General features: G+C 63.4%; 16 protein-coding genes. 13 read left to right on the top strand and 3 right to left on the bottom strand.

The window, feature by feature from the left end; genetic code table 11:
- Positions 1-22: 22 nt before the first annotated feature.
- Genes nuoL through GX414_02010 form a run of 7 tightly spaced genes read left to right on the top strand, consistent with a single transcriptional unit; the run spans position 23 to position 6,984 of the window.
- Positions 23-2,092 carry an NADH-quinone oxidoreductase subunit L gene (gene nuoL / locus GX414_01980; protein ID NLI45856.1) on the top strand — a complete coding sequence of 690 codons (2,070 nt, stop codon included), beginning with the start codon at positions 23-25 and terminating at the stop codon, positions 2,090-2,092.
- A gap of 16 nt (positions 2,093-2,108) precedes the next feature.
- Entirely contained in the window at positions 2,109-3,719 is a 1,611-nt protein-coding gene (locus GX414_01985) for an NADH-quinone oxidoreductase subunit M (protein NLI45857.1), read from the top strand.
- Positions 3,720-3,729: 10 nt separating this feature from the next.
- Complete coding sequence (locus tag GX414_01990) at positions 3,730-5,247, top strand: NADH-quinone oxidoreductase subunit N (protein ID NLI45858.1); 1,518 nt, start codon at positions 3,730-3,732, stop codon at positions 5,245-5,247.
- 1 nt (position 5,248) lies between these two features.
- Positions 5,249-5,470, top strand: coding sequence for a hypothetical protein (locus tag GX414_01995; GenBank protein NLI45859.1), 222 nt, complete (start codon positions 5,249-5,251; stop codon positions 5,468-5,470).
- Positions 5,451-5,840 carry a hypothetical protein gene (locus GX414_02000; protein ID NLI45860.1) on the top strand — a complete coding sequence of 130 codons (390 nt, stop codon included), beginning with the start codon at positions 5,451-5,453 and terminating at the stop codon, positions 5,838-5,840. The genes GX414_01995 and GX414_02000 overlap by 20 nt, the downstream gene beginning before the upstream one ends.
- Before the next feature lie 5 nt (positions 5,841-5,845).
- Positions 5,846-6,610 carry a F0F1 ATP synthase subunit A gene (atpB, locus tag GX414_02005; protein NLI45861.1) on the top strand — a complete coding sequence of 255 codons (765 nt, stop codon included), beginning with the start codon at positions 5,846-5,848 and terminating at the stop codon, positions 6,608-6,610.
- 59 nt (positions 6,611-6,669) lie between these two features.
- A complete protein-coding gene (locus GX414_02010) occupies positions 6,670-6,984 on the top strand; it encodes an ATP synthase F0 subunit C (GenBank protein ID NLI45862.1) in 315 nt (104 codons plus the stop codon).
- 109 nt (positions 6,985-7,093) lie between these two features.
- Here the strand turns inward: GX414_02010 and GX414_02015 are convergent, their stop codons facing one another.
- A complete protein-coding gene (locus tag GX414_02015; GenBank protein NLI45863.1) occupies positions 7,094-7,642 on the bottom strand; it encodes a hypothetical protein in 549 nt (182 codons plus the stop codon).
- Positions 7,643-7,809: 167 nt separating this feature from the next.
- Between GX414_02015 and GX414_02020 the strand changes: the two genes are divergently transcribed.
- From GX414_02020 to GX414_02035, 4 genes are all read left to right on the top strand, one after another.
- Positions 7,810-8,781 carry a Stp1/IreP family PP2C-type Ser/Thr phosphatase gene (locus GX414_02020; GenBank protein ID NLI45864.1) on the top strand — a complete coding sequence of 324 codons (972 nt, stop codon included), beginning with the start codon at positions 7,810-7,812 and terminating at the stop codon, positions 8,779-8,781.
- A gap of 338 nt (positions 8,782-9,119) precedes the next feature.
- Positions 9,120-12,410: a hypothetical protein gene (locus GX414_02025; protein NLI45865.1), complete on the top strand. Its 3,291-nt coding sequence runs from the start codon at positions 9,120-9,122 to the stop codon at positions 12,408-12,410.
- Between the two features lie 481 nt (positions 12,411-12,891).
- Positions 12,892-14,517, top strand: a complete 1,626-nt coding sequence (locus GX414_02030) for a GWxTD domain-containing protein (protein ID NLI45866.1) — start codon at positions 12,892-12,894, stop codon at positions 14,515-14,517.
- A 108-nt stretch (positions 14,518-14,625) separates the two neighbouring features.
- Complete coding sequence (locus GX414_02035; protein NLI45867.1) at positions 14,626-15,294, top strand: nucleotide exchange factor GrpE; 669 nt, start codon at positions 14,626-14,628, stop codon at positions 15,292-15,294.
- Between the two features lie 31 nt (positions 15,295-15,325).
- Here the strand turns inward: GX414_02035 and GX414_02040 are convergent, their stop codons facing one another.
- Positions 15,326-16,513 (bottom strand): hypothetical protein, encoded by a 1,188-nt coding sequence (locus GX414_02040; protein NLI45868.1) that lies wholly within the window; start codon positions 16,511-16,513, stop codon positions 15,326-15,328.
- Positions 16,514-16,565: 52 nt separating this feature from the next.
- Here GX414_02040 and GX414_02045 point away from each other — a divergent pair, with 52 nt between their 5' ends.
- Positions 16,566-17,507, top strand: coding sequence for a hypothetical protein (locus GX414_02045; GenBank protein NLI45869.1), 942 nt, complete (start codon positions 16,566-16,568; stop codon positions 17,505-17,507).
- Here the strand turns inward: GX414_02045 and GX414_02050 are convergent.
- Entirely contained in the window at positions 17,491-18,156 is a 666-nt protein-coding gene (locus tag GX414_02050) for a polyphenol oxidase family protein (GenBank protein NLI45870.1), read from the bottom strand. The two genes, GX414_02045 and GX414_02050, sit on opposite strands and share 17 nt — an antisense overlap.
- A gap of 214 nt (positions 18,157-18,370) precedes the next feature.
- On the opposite strand from GX414_02050, the gene GX414_02055 reads away from it, so the two are divergent.
- Complete coding sequence (locus tag GX414_02055; GenBank protein NLI45871.1) at positions 18,371-20,800, top strand: AAA family ATPase; 2,430 nt, start codon at positions 18,371-18,373, stop codon at positions 20,798-20,800.
- The last annotated feature ends 16 nt before the right edge of the window (positions 20,801-20,816 follow it).

Genomic DNA, 20,816 nt, shown 5'->3' on the forward strand with positions numbered 1-20,816 from the left:
CCCTGGAGGCGGAGCTACCCACATGAATGGTCCCATTCCCTACTTGTGGCTCATTCCCCTGCTGCCCCTGGCCGGCTTTGCGGTGAACGGGCTGTACGGGCTGATCACCCAGCGGGTCTGGGGGCGCAAGCCGAACCGTTACCTCGTCGCCACCCTGGCCTGCGGGCTGGTGCTGGCGACATTCCTGCTCGGCCTTGCCGCCTGCTACGAGCTGGCCCGGCTCCCGGCGGAGGAGCGGTCGGTGGAGCAGCTCGTCTTCCACTGGATTCACGGCGGCGACGTCACCACCACCGGTTACGGTGCCGGCGCCGTGGCGTCCGGCACGTTTCCGTTCCAGGTCGAGTGGGCGATCCTGCTGGATCCCCTGTCGGCGGTCATGCTGCTGGTGGTCACCGGCGTGGGATTCCTCATTCACGTGTTCGCGGTCGGCTACATGTGGGCGGACACCGGGTTCTACCGCTTTTTCAGCTACATGAACCTGTTCATGTTTGCCATGCTCGTCCTCGTGCTGGGCAACAACTACCTGATGATGTTCCTCGGCTGGGAAGGCGTCGGGTTCTGCTCCTACGCCCTCATCGGCTTCTACTTTCACAAGAAAAGCGCCGGCGATGCCGGCAAGAAGGCATTCGTGGTCAACCGGGTCGGTGACTACGGCTTCATGGTGGGCGTCCTGCTGCTGTTTGCCACCTTCGGCACCTTCAACTACGGCCGACTGACCGGCCTGGTCAAGGATCTCCCCGCCGAAGCCCACTTCGGCGTCCTCTCGGCCATCACCCTGCTGTTCTTCATCGGCGCCTGCGGCAAGAGCGCCCAGATCCCGCTCTACGTCTGGTTGCCCGACGCCATGGAGGGTCCCACGCCGGTCTCCGCCCTGATCCACGCCGCCACCATGGTCACGGCGGGCGTGTACATGGTGACCCGAAGCAACTTCCTGTTCACGCGCGCACCGGTGTCGCTGGAGATGGTGGGCTTTGTCGGCGTGACCACCGCGTTGGCCGCCGCCCTGATGGCCCTGTTCCAGCGCGACATCAAGCGGGTGCTCGCCTACTCGACCATCTCCCAGCTCGGCTACATGTTCGCCGCGCTGGGCGTAGCCGCCTTCGCCGCCGGGATCATGCACCTGATGACTCACGCCTTCTTCAAGGCACTGCTCTTTCTCGGCGCCGGCAGCATTATCCACGCCCTGCACCACGAACAGGACATGCAGCGCATGGGCAACCTGCGGCGGCACATGCCGATGACGTTCGCCACGATGATGATGGCCTACCTGGCCATCTGCGGCATCTTTCCCTTCTCGGGATTCTTCTCCAAGGACGAAATTCTCTGGCGGTCGTTCGCCAGCGGCCATTACATCTTCTACGGCCTTGGGCTGGCTGCGGCCGGCCTGACTGCGTTCTACATGACCCGCTTGATGGTGCTGACGTTTTTTTCGACCGAACGGATCACCCCCGAGGCCAAGCACCATCTGCACGAATCCCCGGCGGTCATGACCCTGCCCCTCATGGCGTTGGCGGTGCTGTCGGTCGCCGGCGGCTGGATGGGTTTACCGGCCTGGCTCGGCGCCAACACCTTCGAACACTGGCTGGAACCGGTCTTCCGTCATGCCATCCGGCCGGAGACGCCCCACTTCTCCCACGGCTTCGAATTCGCCATGGCCATGGGTTCGGTGGCGGTGGCCGTCATCGGCATCGGCCTGGCGTATCTGGTGTACCAGAAGCACGGGGTGGTGCCCGACCAGGAGATGACCTGGGGCCGGCTGTGGCGGGCGCTGTACCACAAGTTCTACGTCGACGAGCTGTACGACGCACTCATCATCAAACCCTGCAAGGGACTGGGCAACCTGCTGGCCGCGTTCGACCTGTCGGTCATCGACGGCTTCGTCAACGGCACAGCCGCCGCGACCCGCGGCTCGGCCACTGTTTCCGGGTGGTTCGACAAATACGTCGTGGACGGACTGGTGAACCTGCAGGCGTGGATTGTCCAGAACATCAGCAACATCCTGCGCCGGCTGCAGACGGGTGTTGCGCCCAATTACGCCCTGGCCATCGTGCTGGGGATCGTGATCCTGTCCTGCCTTTACATTTTCCGCTAGGAGACGGCTCATGGAGATTCTGGGAATACCCATCCTGAACGCGGTGACCTACCTCCCCCTGATCGGCCTGGTCGTCATCCTGCTCGTCCCGCGCGGCCGAGACACCCTCATCAAGTGGATCGCCAACATCACCGGCTTCCTCGGCTTTCTGATCTCCGTCCCCCTGATCCTGAACTGGGACAGCCCCGTAGTGACGGCCCAGATGAAGCATGGCATGCGCTATGGGATCGACGTCCCCTGGATCCAATCCATCGGCGCCCGGTACATGTTCGGCATCGACGGCATCAGCCTGCTGCTGGTTCTCCTGACCACCCTGCTGGGCTTCGTGGCGATCCTGTCGTCCTGGAGCGCCATCACGGTCCGGGTGAAGGAATACTACGCGTACATGCTGCTGCTGCAGACGGGCATGTTGGGCGTGTTCATGGCCACGGATTTCTTCCTCTTCTATGTTTTCTGGGAAGTGATGCTCGTGCCGATGTATTTTCTCATCGGCGTATGGGGCGGCGAACGGAAGCTGTACGCCGCCATCAAATTCTTCCTCTACACACTGCTGGGATCGGTGGTGATGCTGCTGGCGATCCTGGCGCTCTACTTCAAGTACATCGCGGTCTACGGCTGGGAGAACCGGACCTTCAGCTACTTCCGGTTCCTCGAGATGGGCCTGGATCCGTCGTTCCAGTTCTGGGCCTTCCTCGCCTTCTTCCTGGCGTTCGCCATCAAGGTGCCCATGTTCCCCTTCCACACGTGGCTGCCCGACGCCCACGTCGAAGCGCCCACCGCCGGTTCGGTGATCCTGGCCGGCGTCCTCCTGAAGATGGGCACCTACGGTTTTGTCCGCTTCTCCATGCCGCTGTTCCCACAGGCCACCCGCGAGTTCACCCCCTGGCTGATGGTGCTCTGCATCATCGGCGTGATCTACGGCGCCCTGGTGGCGATGATGCAGAAAGACATGAAGAAGCTCGTGGCATACTCCTCGGTGAGCCACCTGGGCTTCACCATGCTGGGCGTTTTCGCCGCCACCCAGATCGGCATCCAGGGGGGCGTGATCCAGATGATCAACCACGGCATCTCCACGGGCGCGCTGTTCTTGATCGTCGGCATCGTGTACGAACGGCGCCACACCCGGCTCATCGCCGAGTACGGCGGGCTGAGCCACCACATGCCGATCTACGCGACGATCTTCCTCATCATGACCCTGTCGTCCATCGGCCTGCCGGGCCTCAACGGCTTCATCGGCGAGTTCATGATCCTGCAGGGCACATTCCAGGTGCCGGAGCTGCGGGTCTGGGCGATTCTGGCCGCCAGCGGCATCGTACTGGGCGCCGCTTACATGCTGTGGCTCTTCCAACGGGTGATGTTCGGCAAGTGCGAGAAGGAAGAAAACCGTCGGATGAAGGATCTGAACCTCCGCGAAGTGTGCACCTTCGTGCCGCTGATCATCCTGGCGGTCTGGATCGGCATCTTCCCGTCGTTCTGGTTGCGCTACCTGGACGCCCCGGCCAAGGCGGTGGTCGAGCGGATGCAGCTGACCGGGCGCACCATCTCCGCCCAGGTCGTCACTCCGGCCGTGCCGCCGGCGCCGTCCGCACCGGCGGTGGCCGCCGGACCGGCCGCACCGGTGGAGTAGGAGTCGATCGATGGAGTCGTTCATCGTTCCCCTCAGGGACCTGGTCACCGTCGCCCCGGCCATCATCCTGCTGGTGTGGAGCACCGCCATCCTCATCGGCCTGGTGTTCGTCCAGAGCGGCCGGCTGCACCGGACCGCCCCGTTTTACTTCGCCCTGATCGGCCTGGTCCTGGCGGGAGTCGCCTACTTCCAACTGGCCGGTATCTTTGCCAGCCTGCCTCATCCGGAGGGCGTCCATTACACCTTCAACCAGATGTACTCCCTGGACGGGCTCACCCTCTTCTTCCAGGGCGTCTTCCTGGCCGCCGGCTTTCTCACCGTGCTCATCTCCCAGCGCTTCCTGGACGAGGAGAACGCCACCTCGCCCGAATACTACGCCCTGGTTCTCCTCAGCGTCGCGGGCATGATGCTGCTGGCCGGCGCCGCCGACCTGATCACCCTGTACATCTGTCTCGAGTTCATGGCCATTTCCGTGTACATCCTGGTGGGCTACCTCAAGGCCCAGTCCCGGGCGACCGAGGCCTCGCTGAAATATTTCATCCTGGGTGCGTTTTCGTCCGCGCTGATCCTGTTCGGCATGTCGCTGGTGTTTGCGCTGACCGGCACCACGAACTTGGAGTCCATCCACGGCGCCCTGAAGAGCGTCGGCGACGGCGGCCAGCCGCTGCTGGTCCTGGCCCTGATCCTGTTCCTCGCCGGGCTCGGGTTCAAGATTGCAGCCGTGCCGTTCCACATGTGGTGCCCCGACGCCTACGAGGGCGCACCCACGCCCATCACCGCGTTCATTTCCGTCGCCCCCAAGGCCGCCGGCTTCGCCATCTTCATCCGCCTGTTCATGTTCCTGTTTCAGCCGCTGACGGCGGAGTACATCTCGCTCGTCGGACTGCTGAGCATCGTCACCATGACCATCGGCAACGTGCTGGCCGTGCGCCAAACCAACGTCAAGCGGCTGCTCGCCTACTCCAGCATCAGCCACGCGGGCTTCCTGCTCATGGGGCTGATGGTCCGCGAGTTTATCGGGCTGCAGGCCATCGGCGTCTACCTGGTGGGCTATCTCTTCATGAACCTCGGCGCCTTCGCGGTGATCACCTTCATGCGGCGCGAGCGGATCGGGGGCGAGGACATCGAGGATTTCTCCGGATTGATCCACGCTCACCCGGTCGTCGCCGCGGCCATGGCCGTGTTCCTGCTGTCGCTGGCGGGCATCCCGCCCACCGTCGGGTTCATCGCCAAATATTGGGTGTTCGGCGCCGTGATCAAGGCGTACGTCGCCACGATGGACCGGTTGTTCCTCTATGTGGCGGTGGCCGGCGCCCTGAACGCGGTGGTCGCCCTGTTCTACTATTTTCGGATCGTCAAGCGGATGTTCATGGGCGACGCCGTGACGCGGCCGCCCCTGGCCCTCGGCCTCCCCGCCCGGATCGCGCTCGGCCTGACCCTGGCTGGCACGCTGATCCTGGGGCTGTATCCCGATCCGGCAATCCGCTTCGCCGGCTGGATCCATATGACCTTCATCGGCTTCTACTGACATGGACGACCCCCGCCGGCCAACGCCCCAATTCCTCGATCTGCTCAGCGCCGGCACCATGATCCCGGCTTGCACCTTCGTCGCCTGGCTGATCTGGAAATGGTGTGCGTCCAACGGCTGGCTCGGCCCGCGGTGGGAAGTCTGGTTCATCCTCTTCGGCATCGGCACGGGTTTCTACAATTTCTTCCGGATGATCGGCCGGCATGGCCCCCCACCCGCCTGACCCGGATTTCGAGTCGATGCTCCGCCGGATCGGCGGCTGGGTCCCGGCGCTCACCGCAGGCGGCGCCGCGGCGGCGTTTCTCCTGGGGCAGGCCGATTTCGCGTGGGCGATGCTCTTGGGCGGTGCCGCGGCCTGGCTGGGGTATCACACCCACCGTCAGCTGGCGGACCACGCCGTCGCCCGGCGGCGGGTGCGTCACATCTGGCTCAAGGTCCTCCTGCGTTATGGTTTGATCCTCCTGCTGCTTTATGCTATGATCCGCTTCTCATTGTTCAACGCCGCGGGCTTCCTGATCGGACTGGCTGCGCCCGCAGCGGCCGTGCTGATGGAAGGTTGCGTGTACGTGATCCGGCATCTCCGGGGTGATTGAGTCCCATGGCGAGCGAGTACTGGCTGACCAAACTGCTGAACCAGGCGCTGGGCCCCGCACTCGTCTGGGCCGGCAACGCTGTCGGCCTCCCCTTCGCCCACCCGGAGGCGCCGATCCCCGACTACGTCGCCTACCTCCTGCTCGTGTTCAGCCTGCTGATCGCCGCCTCCCTCTGGCTGCGGCGCCACCTCAGCGTCGATAACCCGAACGGCTTCCAGCACGCCGTGGAACTCCTCGCCATCGGCGTGCGGGGCCTCATCGACTCCGTCATCGGCCCCCAGGGTCGCAAGTATCTCCCGTTCCACATTTCTTTGGGCCTCTTTATTTTTTGCTGCAACATCATCGGCATGGTCCCCGGTTTCGACTCGCCCACCAGCAACATCAACGTGACCGCCGGCTGCGCCATCGTCGTTTTTCTCCACTACAACATCATGGGTATCCGCGCCCACGGTTTCCTGCGTTACCTGAAGCACTTCCTCGGCCCCGTCATCTTCATCGCCCCGCTGATGCTCGTCGTGGAGATCCTGTCCCACCTGGCCCGGCCGTTCTCGCTGTCGGTCCGGCTGTTCGCCAACATCTTCGGCGAGCACATGATCCTGGCGGTGTTCACCGCGCTGCTGCCGTTCATCCTCCCCATGCCCATCCTGATGCTGTCGATCTTCACCAGCCTGGTGCAGGCGTTCGTCTTCGTCATTTTGTCCATCGTCTATACCTCGGGCGCCGTGGAACACGAGGAGCCGCACGGCCACGAGCCGGCGCCCGCGCACTGACTCTTGGAGCCGTCAAGCGGAACACCGTCATCGCAAGATTCAAGACTAAGGAGGACACCTTGAAGCGCAATGTCATTCTGATCGGGCTGCTGGGCCTGCTGGCGATCCTGTTCACCGCGCCCGCCCTGGCTGCCGAAGGGTCGGCCGAGGCGGGAGGCGCCGGCGGAAACTGGTATGTGTACCTGTCCTATTTCGCCATGGCCATCGCCACCTCGGTCTGCGCCATCAGCCAGAGCAAGGCGATCAGCGCGGCGTGCGACTCGGTGTCGCGCAACCCCGGCGCCGCCGACTCCATCCGCTTCTTCCTGATCCTCGGCCTGGTGCTGATCGAGTCGCTGGCCCTGTACACGCTGCTGATCATCTTCGCCAAGTAGGCGGCTGCGCCGCCTGCGTCCGCCTTCCGGAAATGCGCGTCCCCGCGCTTCCGGCTGCTTGACTGTGCCTCACCGCCGCCGGCGCCCCGCACGGGGAGCCGGCATTTTTTCACTCCCACCGCCGCAGGTCCTCGTTCCACGACCAGACGCGGACGCGCCCCGACATGGCCACGCTCACCGCAGCGTGGTCGCCCCAGTCATTGGCCAGGTACACGGCGCCGGGGCTGGCCCAGCGGCCGTCGGGACCCGCGTTGAGCTGGCTGCCCGGGAACGTCACCGGCCCCGGCGGCGGCTGGGTGGGGGCGTATGGCGGCCCCATCACCCCGGTGCAGTCGAAGCGGATGCCGCCCGGCAGCGTCCGCTCCGGCGCCAGCACCTCCCCCGGATCAAGCACCCGGTTCAGGTTGCGGTCCTCCTCCCACCAATAGCACCCGCGCCCGGCGTCGATCCGGAACCGGCACCGGCAATTCTGGACGACCCCCACGTACCGGGCCCGCATCATGTCGGAGGCCAGGCTGTGCGCCGCCCCCTCGAGCTGCACCCGCTGAATATGGCGCAGCAACTGCGGCACGCCGACGGCGGCGATGAGCGCAATCATCAGCACGCCGACAAGCAGCTCCAGAACGGAATACCCTCCCCGCCCCACGATGGTGACCATGCGACCCTCCTCAAACGTGCTATTCATACAAACGGATCGGTGCCAAGATTTCCGAAAATTTTTTGATTTTTTCTCTGAAAGGGTGTAATTAAACTCAGATGACAAGTTTGCGGATGTATGCTAGATTGTCCCCAACATCTAGAGTAGGCACGGAAACAGAGAGCGTTATGGTCGAGCGGGATGAGATTGTCGTTGCCGGGCTTTCCCACCAGGGCATGATTCGGAAGGACAATCAGGACAGCTATGGTTTCATCGAACCGGAAGCCGAGGAGCTGCTGAAGCGGCGGGGCCGCCTCTTCATCGTGGCCGACGGTCTCGGCGGCCACCGGGGCGGCCGGGTCGCCAGCAAGATGGCCGTGGATATCGTCGGCAAACTCTACTACACCTCCGACAAGGATCCCATCTACCCGGCCCTGCTCCATGCCCTTGACGTGGCCAACCGCTCCATCTTCGAGTCCAGCAGCAAGCACGAAGAGCTGCAGGGCATGGCCACCACCTGCACCGCCCTGGTGCTGCTGCCGCCGTACCTGTACATGGCCCACGTGGGTGACAGCCGGGCTTATCTTGTCCGCAACGGCATGATCAAGCAGCTCACCACCGACCACACCCTCGTGGAGGAGATGGTCAACAGCGGCATCATCAACCATGACGAAGCCCGCAGCCACCCTGACAGCCATATTCTCACCCGCAGTCTGGGGATCCTCCAGGCCGTGGAGATCGACATCCTTGAGCCCCCGCTGCGCATCCAGCCGGGCGATTCCCTGCTCATGTGCTCCGACGGCCTGACGGTCTACCTGGACGACCAGGAAATTCTCCAGGTGGTCAGCGGGAACACGCCGGAAAAAGCGTGTGAGACCCTTGTCGAAACGGCCAACGAGCGGGGCGGACGGGACAACGTCACCGTCGAGCTGGTCCACATCAAGACGCCGGGCGAAGCGCCGTCGGAGGCCGCCGAGAAAACCGAACCGCTCATTAGCCACACCGAGCGGCTGCTGGGCAGCCCCACACCGGCGGCGCTGCCGGTGCCGACGGACGCGCAGGAAGAGCGCGAGGAATCCGAGACGTACTGGGCCGTGCTGTTCTATGCGGCCTATCTGGCCTTCATGATTCTGTATTTCTATTTCTACTTCAACAAGTAGCCGCTCTTCGCTTTCTCGCGATCTTCAACCGACGCTGTCGGTTTATCGTCGCCCGTTCAAACGCCTTCGTTCAATCCCCTGTTATAGTGACGGTTAGTCGATTCGGTCGTTTCTCTGTAAGGACTTGTCTGGAGTCATTCATCCGATTAATTCAAATATTTGGTTCCGTTCTTTCAAAATATTGGATACAGCTCAGCACTGACAGAAACATGTATTATTATTTCTTTTGTTTTCATTGTTTTACGCATTCGTCCCTGGTTTGCTCTTCTGGCATGCATTTTGCTCCCTTTTATCCCGAATACGCATCGCGTATCCATCATTATCGCAGAGGAGGTTGTATGAACCACCTATCCAGGCTCCTGGTCCTCTCGCTGCTCTTGGCCTTTTTGGCCGTGAGCGCGATGGCCGAGGGGATCGAAGGTGTGGTCAAGGACAACACGGGCGGCGTCATCCCCGGCGTCACCGTGATCCTGACCAGCACGGACACTGGCGCCACCCGCCAGGCGTTGTCGGACGACAACGGATTCTACATTTTCACAAACCTCAGAATCGGCAATTACGAAATCAAGGCCGAACTCGAGGGCTTCCAGCCGGTCAAGATTACCGGCATCAAGCTGTCCGTCGGTGAAAACCTGAACTTCCCCGTGGTCATGACCGTCTCCGAAGTGACCACCGAAGTCGAGGTCCGCGCCGAAGTCGAGCAGGTGGAAACCACCACCTCCCAGCTCGACACCGTCATTGACGAGAAGCGCATCACCGACCTGCCGCTCAACGGCCGCAACCCGCTGAGCCTGATCTATCTGACCCCCGGCGTGGTCCAGGGCCAGACCGGCTATGCGTCCGCCAACGGCGGCCGCGAGCGCGGCAACAACTACCAGATCGACGGCATCGACAACAACTACACGCAGACCATCGGCAACACCGTGGACATCAATGTGGATGCCACCTCCGAGTTTCGCGTCGTGACGTCCAACCCGTCGGCCGAGTACGGCCGCGCGGGCGGCGCCATCATCGACGTGGTGACCAAGAGCGGCACCAACGAGTTCCACGGCGCAGCCTTCTACTTCCTGCGCTCCGAGAACTTCGACGCCAAGACCTGGGCCCAGAACCGGAACGACCTGGAAAAGGGCGACTTCAAGCGCCACCAGTACGGCGCCTCCATCGGCGGCCCCATCGTCAAGGACAAGGTGTTCTTCTTCTTCAACACCGAAATCCTGGACTACCGGGCCAGCGCGACCTCTTCCGGCGCAGTGCCTTATCCCTCCTGGGTGGCCGATAACGTCACCAACCCCGCCATCGCCCAGATCTTCTCCTTGTACCCGGCGCCGAACGGCGACGAAGTGATCCCCGGTGTCAGCGCCTACTACTACTGGGGTCAGCCCGACGTTCTCGACACCGAGCAGTACACCGCAAAGGTGGACTACAACTTCAATGAGGCCCACTCGTTCTCGTTCCGCTGGATCTACAACCACGGCGTGGACCCGGCCATCAACTCCCTGCCCACCTTCCAGGACGACCGGCCCTGGAACGGCAAGCAGCAGCAGTGGGGCGCTGACTGGACCTGGATCGTGTCCCCCACCATCGTCAATTCGTTCAAGCTCGGCTACTCCCGTGGCAACAACTCCTGGGTCCGCGAAACGATCGACGCCGACCTGGTGTTTGGCGGCTACGCCGTAGATCCCCAGACCTACTTCACCTCCTACACCGGCCTGTGGGGTTACGGCAGCGAGTATTCCACGCTGAACATGTACCAGGTGAAGGACACCGTCACCTGGACGCTGGGCACCCACGCCCTCAAGTTCGGCATGGACCTGCGCTGGAACCAGAACAACGGCGGTACCGGCTTCAACACGATCCCGGCCGTCTTCTTTGATGGCTGGCGCCACGGTGGCGACACCCTGGCCAACATCGCGGCCGGCACGGCTGACTACGTCAACCACGGCGTGTACAGCGACGGCACCACCTTCTCCACCGCCATTTCCGACTGGCGCGGCTGGCGGCAGAAGGAATGGGACTTCTTCGTCCAGGACGATTGGAAGATCCTGTCCAACCTGACCCTGAACATGGGTCTGCGCTGGGAATACAAGCCGGCTCCGTTCGACGTCAACAACATGGCGTCCAACGTGCTGGACCCCGTCGCCAACGGCTACCACATCGTCAACCAGAACAACTGGTTTGCTCCTGAAAACTGGGAAAACGGCGAATGGTGGAACCTGATTCCGTCCCAGTGGGTGGGCACGGGTTCCGACATCTTCATCGCCGGCCCCGACACCGGAATGGACCTGTACGATGCGCCCATGACCAACTGGGCGCCGCGTCTCGGCTTCTCCTGGGATCCGTTCGGTGACGGCAAGACCGCCATCCGCGGCGGCTACGGCATCAGCTTCGACCGCATCTTCGGCAACCTGCTCACCTGGAACACCTCCCAGCTGCCGTTCGGTGTGGCCAACTGGCTGGATGCGCGGCCCGGCGGCGGCTACGACGGCACCTATCCCAACAACGTCGGCTGGTATGGCAATGGCTATGACCTGCCCGAAGTGGAACTCCACCTGCCTGCCGAGACCTGGTACGAGATGGTGCTCTACAACTACAACTGGAGCACCCCGTACATCCAGACGTGGAACCTGTCGGCGCAGCGCGAGATCTGGCCCGGCAACATTCTGAACCTGACCTACGCCGGTTCCGCGGGCGTCAACATGCTGGCCCGGAACAACCCGAACCAGATGTTCCATCCCTCCGAGGCCACCATCCAGGGCCTGGCGGACAACCTGGGCGTCACCGCGTCCGTGCCGTGGTACGTGGTCGACTACAGCGTCCAGAACAGCCAGTGGTACCGCATTCACCACATCGACACCTATTGCCACTCCAACTACCACGCCTTCCAGGGCTCCTTCAGCCACCGGTTCCAGGACGGCCTGCAGTTCCAGGTCAACTACACCTGGTCCACGGCGTTTGACAACAACTCCGAGTCGGTGTACACCCTGGGTAACTCCAGCCCGTTCGCGTCCGATTACTACAACCTGAGCTATGACCGCGGCTACGCGGCGTTCGACGTGCGCCACGTGTTCAGCGGCAACTTCATCTACGAGCTGCCCTTCGGCCCCGGCAAATGGCTCGGCGGTGACGCCGAAGGCTGGCTGGCCCAGCTGATCGGCGGCTGGCAGATCAACGGCATCATGACCGCCAACAGCGGTTATCCTCTGGACTACAAGGTCGCCCGCGACACCCTCGGCACCGGCTACACCAACGCTCGTGGTCCGGCCCGTCCGAACGTCGTGACCTACGAGTTCAGCACCGATCCCGAGAACAACATCGTGGGTCCCACCGCGGCCAACTTCAGTTTCGCCTCCAGCGTGATCAACCTGCGCAACCCCCAGGGCGACTACTACCGCGGCAAGTTCCGTGGCCCCGGCTACTGGAACGTGGACTTCTCCCTGTTCAAGGACGTGAAGCTGCCGTGGTTCACCGCGGAAGGCTCCAAGCTCCAGCTCCGCGCCGAAGCGTTCAACCTGTTCAACCACACCAACTACGGCAACCCCAGCACCACGCTGACCAGCGTCAACCTGGGCAAGTCCTTTGCCGCCGGCGCCAACCGGCAGATCCAGTTCGGCCTGAAGTTCATCTTCTAGTCGGACCCGTTCGTCATCTCCAAGGGCCTTCCTTCGGGAGGGCCCTTTTTTTTATGATCGTAATTCGGAATCGTGCTCGAGGCTCGAGACTCGAGACTCGTTCCCGTAACGCGGATATCGGACCTGAGACCTGGGTGCTGGGACCTGGATCACAGGATCCAGTAATAATCCATCAACTCACCGACTCACCGATGTACCGATTCACCGATTCACCATCCGCAATGCCCAATGACAGATGTTCAATGAAAAATGAACACTGAAAACGATCCGTGACGAGCCCCCCCACACACATCACAGACCCCAGCCCCCAAGTTCCAGCACCCGGATCCCAGAACTCAGGTCCTAGGCCCGATATCCGCCCCCCGGCACACCGGACTGGCCCGTGCCACTGAAATACGCTATAATTAGCGGTCGCGGAGTGAAATTTTTCCGCTGCCACGCATCTTATATACAGTGTCACTTTGAACCAGGAGCGCACGCCATGCGACGCAACGCAATTCTAGCCCTGACGCTTGTGGCCGCCGGACTGACGGTTCTTGCCGGTTGTCCGGTGTTCGGCCAGGAGAAGAAACCGAAAAAGCAGAATCAGCAGGAGGAGTTGCAGGAGCACTACCGAAAATGGCTGGCCGAGGACGTCTATCACATCGTTTCTGAGGAAGAGAAGAGCGTCTTTCAGAAACTCACCACCGACGAGGAGCGGGACCAGTTCATCGAGCAGTTCTGGAAGCGGCGCGACCCGGATCCAAAAACGCCATACAACGAATTCAAGGAAGAGCACTACCGCCGCATCGCGTACGCCAACGAGCACTTCACCTGCGGCATCCCCGGCTGGAAGACCGACCGCGGCATGGTCTACATCAAGTACGGCCCCCCCGACCGCATCGACGACTACGTGTACGGCGCCGGCTACGACCGGCCGGCCTGGGAGGGCGGCGGCCAGACAAAGGTGTTCCCCACCCAGTACTGGGAATACCGGAACATTGAGGGGATCGGTAGCGACATCGAACTGGAGTTCGTCGACTCCACCGGCAGCAACCTGTACACCCTCGAGATGGACGTCAACAAGAAGGACATCCTCCTTCATGCCAGCTCGGGCGGGCGCACCATGGCCGAATTGCGCGGCGAGGCCAACGTGGCGGACCGGGTGTCCGGCCGCACGGACGCCGGCGACTCGACCAATCCGTACTACAAACTGCGCGAGAAGGACCGCCCCTTCGCCAAGTACGAACTGCTGGCCAACATGAGCAAGCCGCCCGAGATCAAGTACAAGGACCTCCGCTCCATCGTGGACACGCGGATCATGTATAATCTAGTCCCGTTCCAGGCCCGAGTGGACTACGTCAAGATTTCCGAACAGCAGGTCCTGGTGCCGGTGACGCTGCGCATCCTCAACGGCGACATCAGCTTCAAGGAGCGTTCGTTCGGCGTGTCCCGCGGCACGGTGAACATCTACGGCATCGTGACCACGGTGAGCGGCAACTTCGTCCAGGAGTTCGAGGACGACATTGTCCGCGACGCCAAGACCGACGAGCTGAAAGCCATTCAGCAGGATTACTCCTCGTATCAGAAGTTGGTCCTGCTGGCCCCCGGGCTCTACAAGCTGGGCCTCGTGGTGAAGGACCTGGAGAGCGGGCGCATCGGCATGCAGGAGCTGCGCCTCAACGTGCCCAGCTACCAGCCGGCCCAGTTGAACAGCTCCTCGATGATCATCGCCCGGCAGGTACAGAAGATCACCGATCCCGATTCCGATATCGGGCAGTTCGTGCTGGGTGACGTGAAGATCGTCCCCGAGTTCGAGAAGCGGTTCCAGGTGCGTGACCCCATGTGGGTGTATATGCAGGTGTACAGCATGGGCATCGACCAGAACCGCCTCCAACCCGACATCGAGCTGGAATACGTGGTGGAGCGCAACGGCGCGGAATTCGTCCGGTTCCAGGACCTGGCCGGCGAAACCTTCAAGTTCGTCTCCGGCGACCGCATCGTCATCACCGGACGCCTGCCGCTCCAGCGGTTCATCCCCGGACAGTACACGCTCCGGATCCGGGTCCACGACCGGATCTCCGGACAGGACATGGAACGGACCGAGCGGTTCGAGGTCACGTCCTGACCGCCAAAGGCACCCGGCGACATTTCCCTTCGTGACGGGTTGCCGGCCACCGGCCGTCGGCCCATCCGGCGGTCGGTCGAACCAACATTTCAAGAGGTAACGCGAGCCATGAGCGCCCGAAAGAAACAGCTGCGGCCCGATCCGGCCGCCCCGACGGTGGCGACGCCCGTCGACCTGAAGCCGGTGTCCGGCGAGGTACCCGAAGTGAAGGTGGTGGACCGCCGCTTCTGGGCGCAGCATCCGGACGGGACGGCCGGCGACGGGCCGCTGCCGGAACTCGATCTCAAGCCCACCTACGTCCAGGAGCTCGAGACCCGGCTGGCCGAGGTCAAGGCCCGGCACGCCGAAAGCGTCGAGGAGTTCCGCGCGGAGACTCGGCGCATCCAGGAGCGGCTCAGCCGCGAGATGGAGCGGCGCCTCGAAGAGGAGAAGGGGAAAATCCTGCTGGAGTTCGTCGACGTGCTGGACTCGCTGGACCTAGCGGCCGGCCACGCCCAGGGCCAGGCCGGCGCCGAGGCCATCCGCCAGGGGATCGAGCTGGTTCGGGACGGTCTCCGGCGCAAGCTGGAGCGCCTCGGCCTCGATCCCGTGGGCGCGCCGGGTGAAAGATTCGATCCGAACATCCATGAGGCGATCGGGGTGCGGACGGTGGCGGACGCCGCCGCCGATGACACCGTCGTGGCCGTCCACCAGGCAGGGTATCGCCTGGGTGACCGGCTCGTGCGGCCCGCCCGGGTGGAAGTGGGACGATACTCCGGCGACACGCCGGCCGTCTGACGCCCGGTTCTGCGCCGGCGCCTCCCCCCGATCATTCCGGCGGCTGATGCCGACGGAGCTTGGCCGTCAGCCGCTCCAGGCGGCCGGTTAGCCGTTCCCGCAGTCCGTCGGCATCCGGCCGGCGCCCGGCCTGTTCCAGATACCGTTCGCAGTGGGCGGCGGCCCGCGCATAATCCCGAAGTTCGTGCTCCTCATGGATGAGCACGAGCTCAAAGCAATCCGCCGCCTGGTCCGGCCGGTGTTCGCTCAGATGCAGCGCCAGCCGGTAGGCGGCCTCCAGATCGCCGGCCCGCTTGCAGAGCCGGGCCAGGGTGATTCCCAAGCCGACGTGACGCCGTCCCGCCACCTCGAGCGCTTCGCCATGGACTTCCCGCAGGCGGCGGAACTCCTCCAACCGACCGCGCTGGAGCTGGGCCCGCAGGAGGCACTCCAGTGCCCGTGGATCGCGGGGCAATTCCGCCGACAGGCGGATGTTGAGCGCGCCCACCAGCGCGGCCATACCCACGAGGTCCAGCCGGTTGTGGTGCATCACCCCCTCCAGCGGCACCGGATCGCGCTGGCGCAAGTACCGGAAGTACAGGTCCGGAATCTCCCAGCCGGGCAGGTCGCCCTCCCGATGGAAGCGCAGCGCCGCCTGTTCCAGATTCTGCAGGGTGCAGCTTCCGATGATGGGCCGCCAGTACCGTCGGGACGGGTGGAGGAGGTCCAGCACCGGCAACTCCCGCAGCCGCATGCCGTTGAGGACCAGCCGCGTCTGGAGGAGCGGCATGTCGTACGTCTTGCCGTTGAAACAGACGACGAGGTCGTGCGCCGCCAGCTCCGCCGCGATCCGCTCCAGGAACGGCTGCTCCCACCGCGGGTCCGGCAGGAAGTACTGGCGCACCTCCAGCTCTCCGTTCTGCCAGTCGGCCAGGCCCATGAGAAAAATCAGGGTGCCCGTGCCGCCCGCCAGACCGGTGGTCTCCGTGTCCAGCAGGAGCGGGCGGCCGGCGTAGCCGGTCTCGGGTCCGTCGAGCCCGGCCAGCCGGAGCAGATTGCCGCTGATGGGCCAGCCGGCCGCCAGCGGCACGTCACCGTGGCGATACGCCAGCGGGTAGCGCGTGATCCGGGGCGCCAGATCCGGCGGGCCCGCCTCATTCGCCGCCGACTCCGGCGCAGCGGGTGGAAGCGAACCCGGCCGGCCGGCCAACAGGTGTCGCAGCCTGTCTTTCCGATCCATGGGACAGAGTATACCGACAGCGCCTCGTGATTGGAAGCGCCGTCGATTTTCCATGCGTTCCAGCTATTCGCAACATCCCGCACAAAATCGTGTTACAATATGCCCGAATTCCGGCAGGAGATCGGCTATGGCAACACATCCGAAGGCCAGACCGGTGAAACAAGCGGGCCAGAAGCAAGTGAAAGCTGCTCGTCCTGCCCAAAAACAGGAGAAACCCAAGAAGCTTCCGCCGGCGAAACAGCCGGTGGCCGTTCAAAAGTCCCAGCCGGCCAAACCGGCGGTGACCGTGAAAAAGGACGCGCCGCCTGCCAAGAAGGCGGCACCGCCCCAAAAGAGCCAGTCGGTTAAATCGGCGTCGATCGTGAAGAAGGCCGTTCCGGCCGTCAAGAAGGCGGCGCCGCCTAAGAAAAGCCCGCCGGTGAAACCGGCGGCGGCAGCCAAAAAGGTTCAGCCGCTGAAGCCGGCGGCGATCAGCAAGAAGGTCGCTTCGGCCGCCAGCAAGGCCGCTCCGCCCAAACAGAGCCAGCCGGCAAAACCGGCGGCAATCGTGAAAAAGGCCGCTCCGGTCGTCAAGAAGACCGCGCCTCCCAAGAAGAGCCCGCCGCCTCGACCGGACCCGTCGCCGAAAACGGCGGGAACTAAGAAGCCGGCCGCGGTCACAGCCGGCAAGACGGAAAAACACAAGAAGAGCCAGTTTATGGAACAAGTGGAAAAACCGAAAAAAACTCCCGCCGCCAAGACCCCCAAACCGCCCCGGCTCACCGATGCCGAGAAGAAGAGCCAGGCCATCATGACGGAGTGGCGAAACGCCACCGCCGAAGTCCCCGAAGACGATTACAAACCGTACATCATCAACGGCGTCTTCAATGAGGACGACCTGATCAGCCACCCCGTATTCGGCAAGGGGAAAGTGGTCACGATCACCGGCATCGGCAAGATGGAGGTGCTGTTCGCCGACGGCGTCCGCCGGTTGATCTTCAACCGTCGAACCTGATCCAGTGGAACAACCGTCCGGCATCATCCCCCTGCCGGCGGTACGAGTAAAACAACGCGCCCCAACAGCAGGTGCACAGGACGGCGATGTCCGTGTGTTGAGACGGCACGCCGGCCCGCCGCAGCGCCGTCGCCACACAGGCGCTCAAGTTCAGGTGGACCCGGCCGTTCACCCGCCGGATGACCGCGCCGGTGAACTGCGCGGCGAACCGGTCGGCCAGGTCGTCCCCCACGGCGTAGCAGCACGCCTGGATGCCCGGTCCGATGGCTGCGCGGATGTCCGCCGGATTGCACTTCCAGTCGCAGACCATCCGCCGCACGGCGGCCCCGCAGATATCCGCGGCGGTTCCCCGCCAGCCGGAATGGATCGCCGCCGCCACCCGGCGGACGGGATCGACCAGGAGCACCGGCAGACAATCGGCGGTCTGGACAACCAGCGTGAGTCCGGCGGCGGCGGTGACGAGGGCGTCACCCACCGGGAGCGCGTCGTCGTGGAGCGGCGCCCCGTGTTCATCCAGCACCGTCCCCGCCGCCGGACGCGACACCCGGACCACCCGGGCGGAGTGCACCTGCTGCAGGGCCGCCCAATCGCCGCCCGCCGCCGCCCAGCCCGCGGCGCCGCCCCGCCGGGTGCCGAAGCCGTGTCGCACGGGCAGATCCCGAAAGAGTGTTGATTTCAAAAAGAGGCTGCTGTTAGTATAGTCGAAGTAATATGGCATTGCCTGTGGTGATTGACCCGGTGAACCTTGATGTCACATGAGTCATTATAGCCGCCATTCTGCTTTTGCCTCAACAGGGACGGCAGCGCGCCGGGTTGCCGCGCGGCGATGAGTCCCGGCGCCAACACTCGCCAAGGAGTTCCGCATGTCCATTGAAGATCAGTTGCGGGTCAGTCCCGACGCTCTCCGTTTCCGGTTCGACGGCCACCAGTTCCCGTGGAACTCCACCCAGGAACAGCCCCCCTGCACCACCATCATCGGCCAGGAGCGGGCGCTCCGGGCCATCCGGCTGGGCCTGGAGATGAAGAGCATCGGCTACAACGTGTTCGTCACCGGTCTGTCGGGCACCGGCAAGATGACCACCATTCAGTCGCTGCTGGCCGAGATCGACCGCTCCGGCCGGATCCCGGACGACCTGTGCTACGTCCACAACTTCCGCCATCCCGATTCCCCGCGCTGCCTCCACCTGCCGGCCGGCCACGGCAAGCTGCTGGAGAAGGAGATGAGCCGGCTGGTGGAATACTGCCTGGAGCACGTGCCGGAGATCCTCGAGAGCGATCAGTTCAAGAAGGAGCTGGACGGACTGCTGGAGCGCGCCCATGCCCGCGAGAAAGAGCTGATCCGCGGCTTCGAGAAAAAGGTGAACGAGCGCAGCTTCGCGTTGGTCCAGGTCCAGTACGGCACCATCCAGCGCCCCGAACTGATGCCGGTCATCGACGACAAGCCCGTGGCCATGGCCCAGCTGGAGCAGCAAGCCGACCAGGAGGAGTACCCCGCCGCCGAATTCGAGCGGATCAAGGCGGTGCACAAGGAACTGGCCCAGGAGATGGGCGAGCTGAGCAAGCAGCTCAAAGCGTTGCAGAAGGAGGTCCTCGAGACCCAAAGCAGCCTGGTCCGCGGTACGGTCCAGCCATTCATCGATGAGATCATCGGCGAAATCCGCACCCGTTTCCCCTGGGAGGAGGTGAAGGAATTCCTGGCCGACGTGCAAGCCGACATCCTCGACCGGATCGAGATCTTCAAGGAGAAGCAGGAGGACAAGTCGAACATCCTGAGCTTCCTCTCCGCGCCGAAGGAATCCGGCAACCCCTACCTGCCCTACATGATCAATGTGATCATTGACAACTCCGACCTCACCGGCGCCCCCATCATCATCGAGACCGTGCCCAGCTACCGCAACATCTTCGGCACCATCGAGAAAAGCGTTGAGCGCTCCGGCGCCATCCGGACGGATTTCATGCAGATCCGGGCTGGCTCCCTGCTGCGGGCCAACGGCGGTTATCTTGTGCTCAACGCGCGCGACGCCCTGATGGAGCCCGAGGTATACAAGAACCTGAAGCGGGCCCTCAAGTACAACAAAATGTCCATTCAGAGCTTCGACCCGTATCCGCTGCTGGCGTCATTCTACCTCACGCCCGAGCCCATCGACATCGACGTCAAGATCGTCATGATCGGGGATCGCGAGCTCTACCACATGCTGTATCAGCTGGACGAGGACTTCCGGAAGATTTTCAAGATCCTGGCGGATTTCGACTCGGTGATGAACAACACCACCGCCAACATCAACTGTTTCATTTCGCTGATGAGCAAGATCATCGACGAGGAAGACCTGCTCCACTTCGACCGCGAGGGCATCCTGGCCGTTCTGGAGCAGGCGGTCCGCATGGCCGGCCGCCGCACCAAGCTGACCACCCGCTTTTCCGACGTGGCCGATCTCATGCGCGAGGCCAGCCACTGGGCCGGTCGCGACCACCAGCCGCAAGTCAGCCGGAAGCATGTGGAGAAGGCCTACCAGGAGCGCGTCTTCCGTAGCAACCTCCCCGAGGAGAAACTGCAGGAGCTGATCGAGGACGGGATCATCCTCATCGATTCCGACGGCCGCCGAGTGGGCCAGGTGAACGGGCTGTCCGTCTACCAGTTGGGCTATTACTCGTTCGGCAAGCCCAGCCGGATCACCGCCGAGGTGTCGGTGGGCGATGACGGGGTGATCAACATCGAGCGCGAGGTGGGCCTATCCGGCATGACCCACGACAAGGGCGTGTTCATCATCAGCCACCTGCTCCGTTCCCGCTACACCACCGACAAGCCGCTGAGCATGAACGCCTCCATCTGCTTCGAGCAGTCGTACGGCGGCGTCGACGGCGACAGCGCGTCCTCCACTGAAGTGTACGCGCTGCTCTCCGCCCTGAGCAACCTGCCTCTCCGCCAGGACCTGGCGGTGACCGGTTCCGTGAATCAGAAGGGAATGATCCAGCCGGTGGGGGGCATCAACGAGAAGATCGAGGGGTTCTTCGACATCTGCGCCGCGCGTGGGCTGACCGGCACCCAGGGCGTGCTCATCCCGGTCCAGAACGTCGAGGATCTCATGCTTCGGGAACCCATCGTCAACGCGGTCCGCGAGGCCAAATTCCACATCTATGCCGTCGCCACCGTTGACGAAGGCATCGAGCTGCTCACCGGCGTGGTGGCCGGCGAGGCGGACGCGCAGGGTAACTGGACCGCCGGCTCGGTCAACGACCGCGTCAACCGCCGACTGCAGGAGTTCGCCGACACGCTGAAGCAGTACAAGCAGTGATCCGATCGCCATTCCA

Source organism: Acidobacteriota bacterium (assembly GCA_012517875.1).
Classification (GTDB): domain Bacteria; phylum Acidobacteriota; class JAAYUB01; order JAAYUB01; family JAAYUB01; genus JAAYUB01.

Excerpts from the sequence above, each read along its gene's own strand:
- nuoL (NLI45856.1), top strand. The coding sequence starts at position 23 with ATGAATGGTCCCATTCCCTACTTGTGGCTCATTCCCCTGCTGCCCCTG.
- GX414_01990 (NLI45858.1), top strand. The coding sequence starts at position 3,730 with ATGGAGTCGTTCATCGTTCCCCTCAGGGACCTGGTCACCGTCGCCCCG.
- GX414_01995 (NLI45859.1), top strand. The coding sequence starts at position 5,249 with ATGGACGACCCCCGCCGGCCAACGCCCCAATTCCTCGATCTGCTCAGC.
- GX414_02000 (NLI45860.1), top strand. The coding sequence starts at position 5,451 with ATGGCCCCCCACCCGCCTGACCCGGATTTCGAGTCGATGCTCCGCCGG.
- atpB (NLI45861.1), top strand. The coding sequence starts at position 5,846 with ATGGCGAGCGAGTACTGGCTGACCAAACTGCTGAACCAGGCGCTGGGC.
- GX414_02015 (NLI45863.1), bottom strand. The coding sequence starts at position 7,642 with ATGGTCACCATCGTGGGGCGGGGAGGGTATTCCGTTCTGGAGCTGCTT.
- GX414_02020 (NLI45864.1), top strand. The coding sequence starts at position 7,810 with ATGGTCGAGCGGGATGAGATTGTCGTTGCCGGGCTTTCCCACCAGGGC.
- GX414_02025 (NLI45865.1), top strand. The coding sequence starts at position 9,120 with ATGAACCACCTATCCAGGCTCCTGGTCCTCTCGCTGCTCTTGGCCTTT.
- GX414_02030 (NLI45866.1), top strand. The coding sequence starts at position 12,892 with ATGCGACGCAACGCAATTCTAGCCCTGACGCTTGTGGCCGCCGGACTG.
- GX414_02035 (NLI45867.1), top strand. The coding sequence starts at position 14,626 with ATGAGCGCCCGAAAGAAACAGCTGCGGCCCGATCCGGCCGCCCCGACG.
- GX414_02040 (NLI45868.1), bottom strand. The coding sequence starts at position 16,513 with ATGGATCGGAAAGACAGGCTGCGACACCTGTTGGCCGGCCGGCCGGGT.
- GX414_02045 (NLI45869.1), top strand. The coding sequence starts at position 16,566 with ATGCGTTCCAGCTATTCGCAACATCCCGCACAAAATCGTGTTACAATA.
- GX414_02055 (NLI45871.1), top strand. The coding sequence starts at position 18,371 with ATGTCCATTGAAGATCAGTTGCGGGTCAGTCCCGACGCTCTCCGTTTC.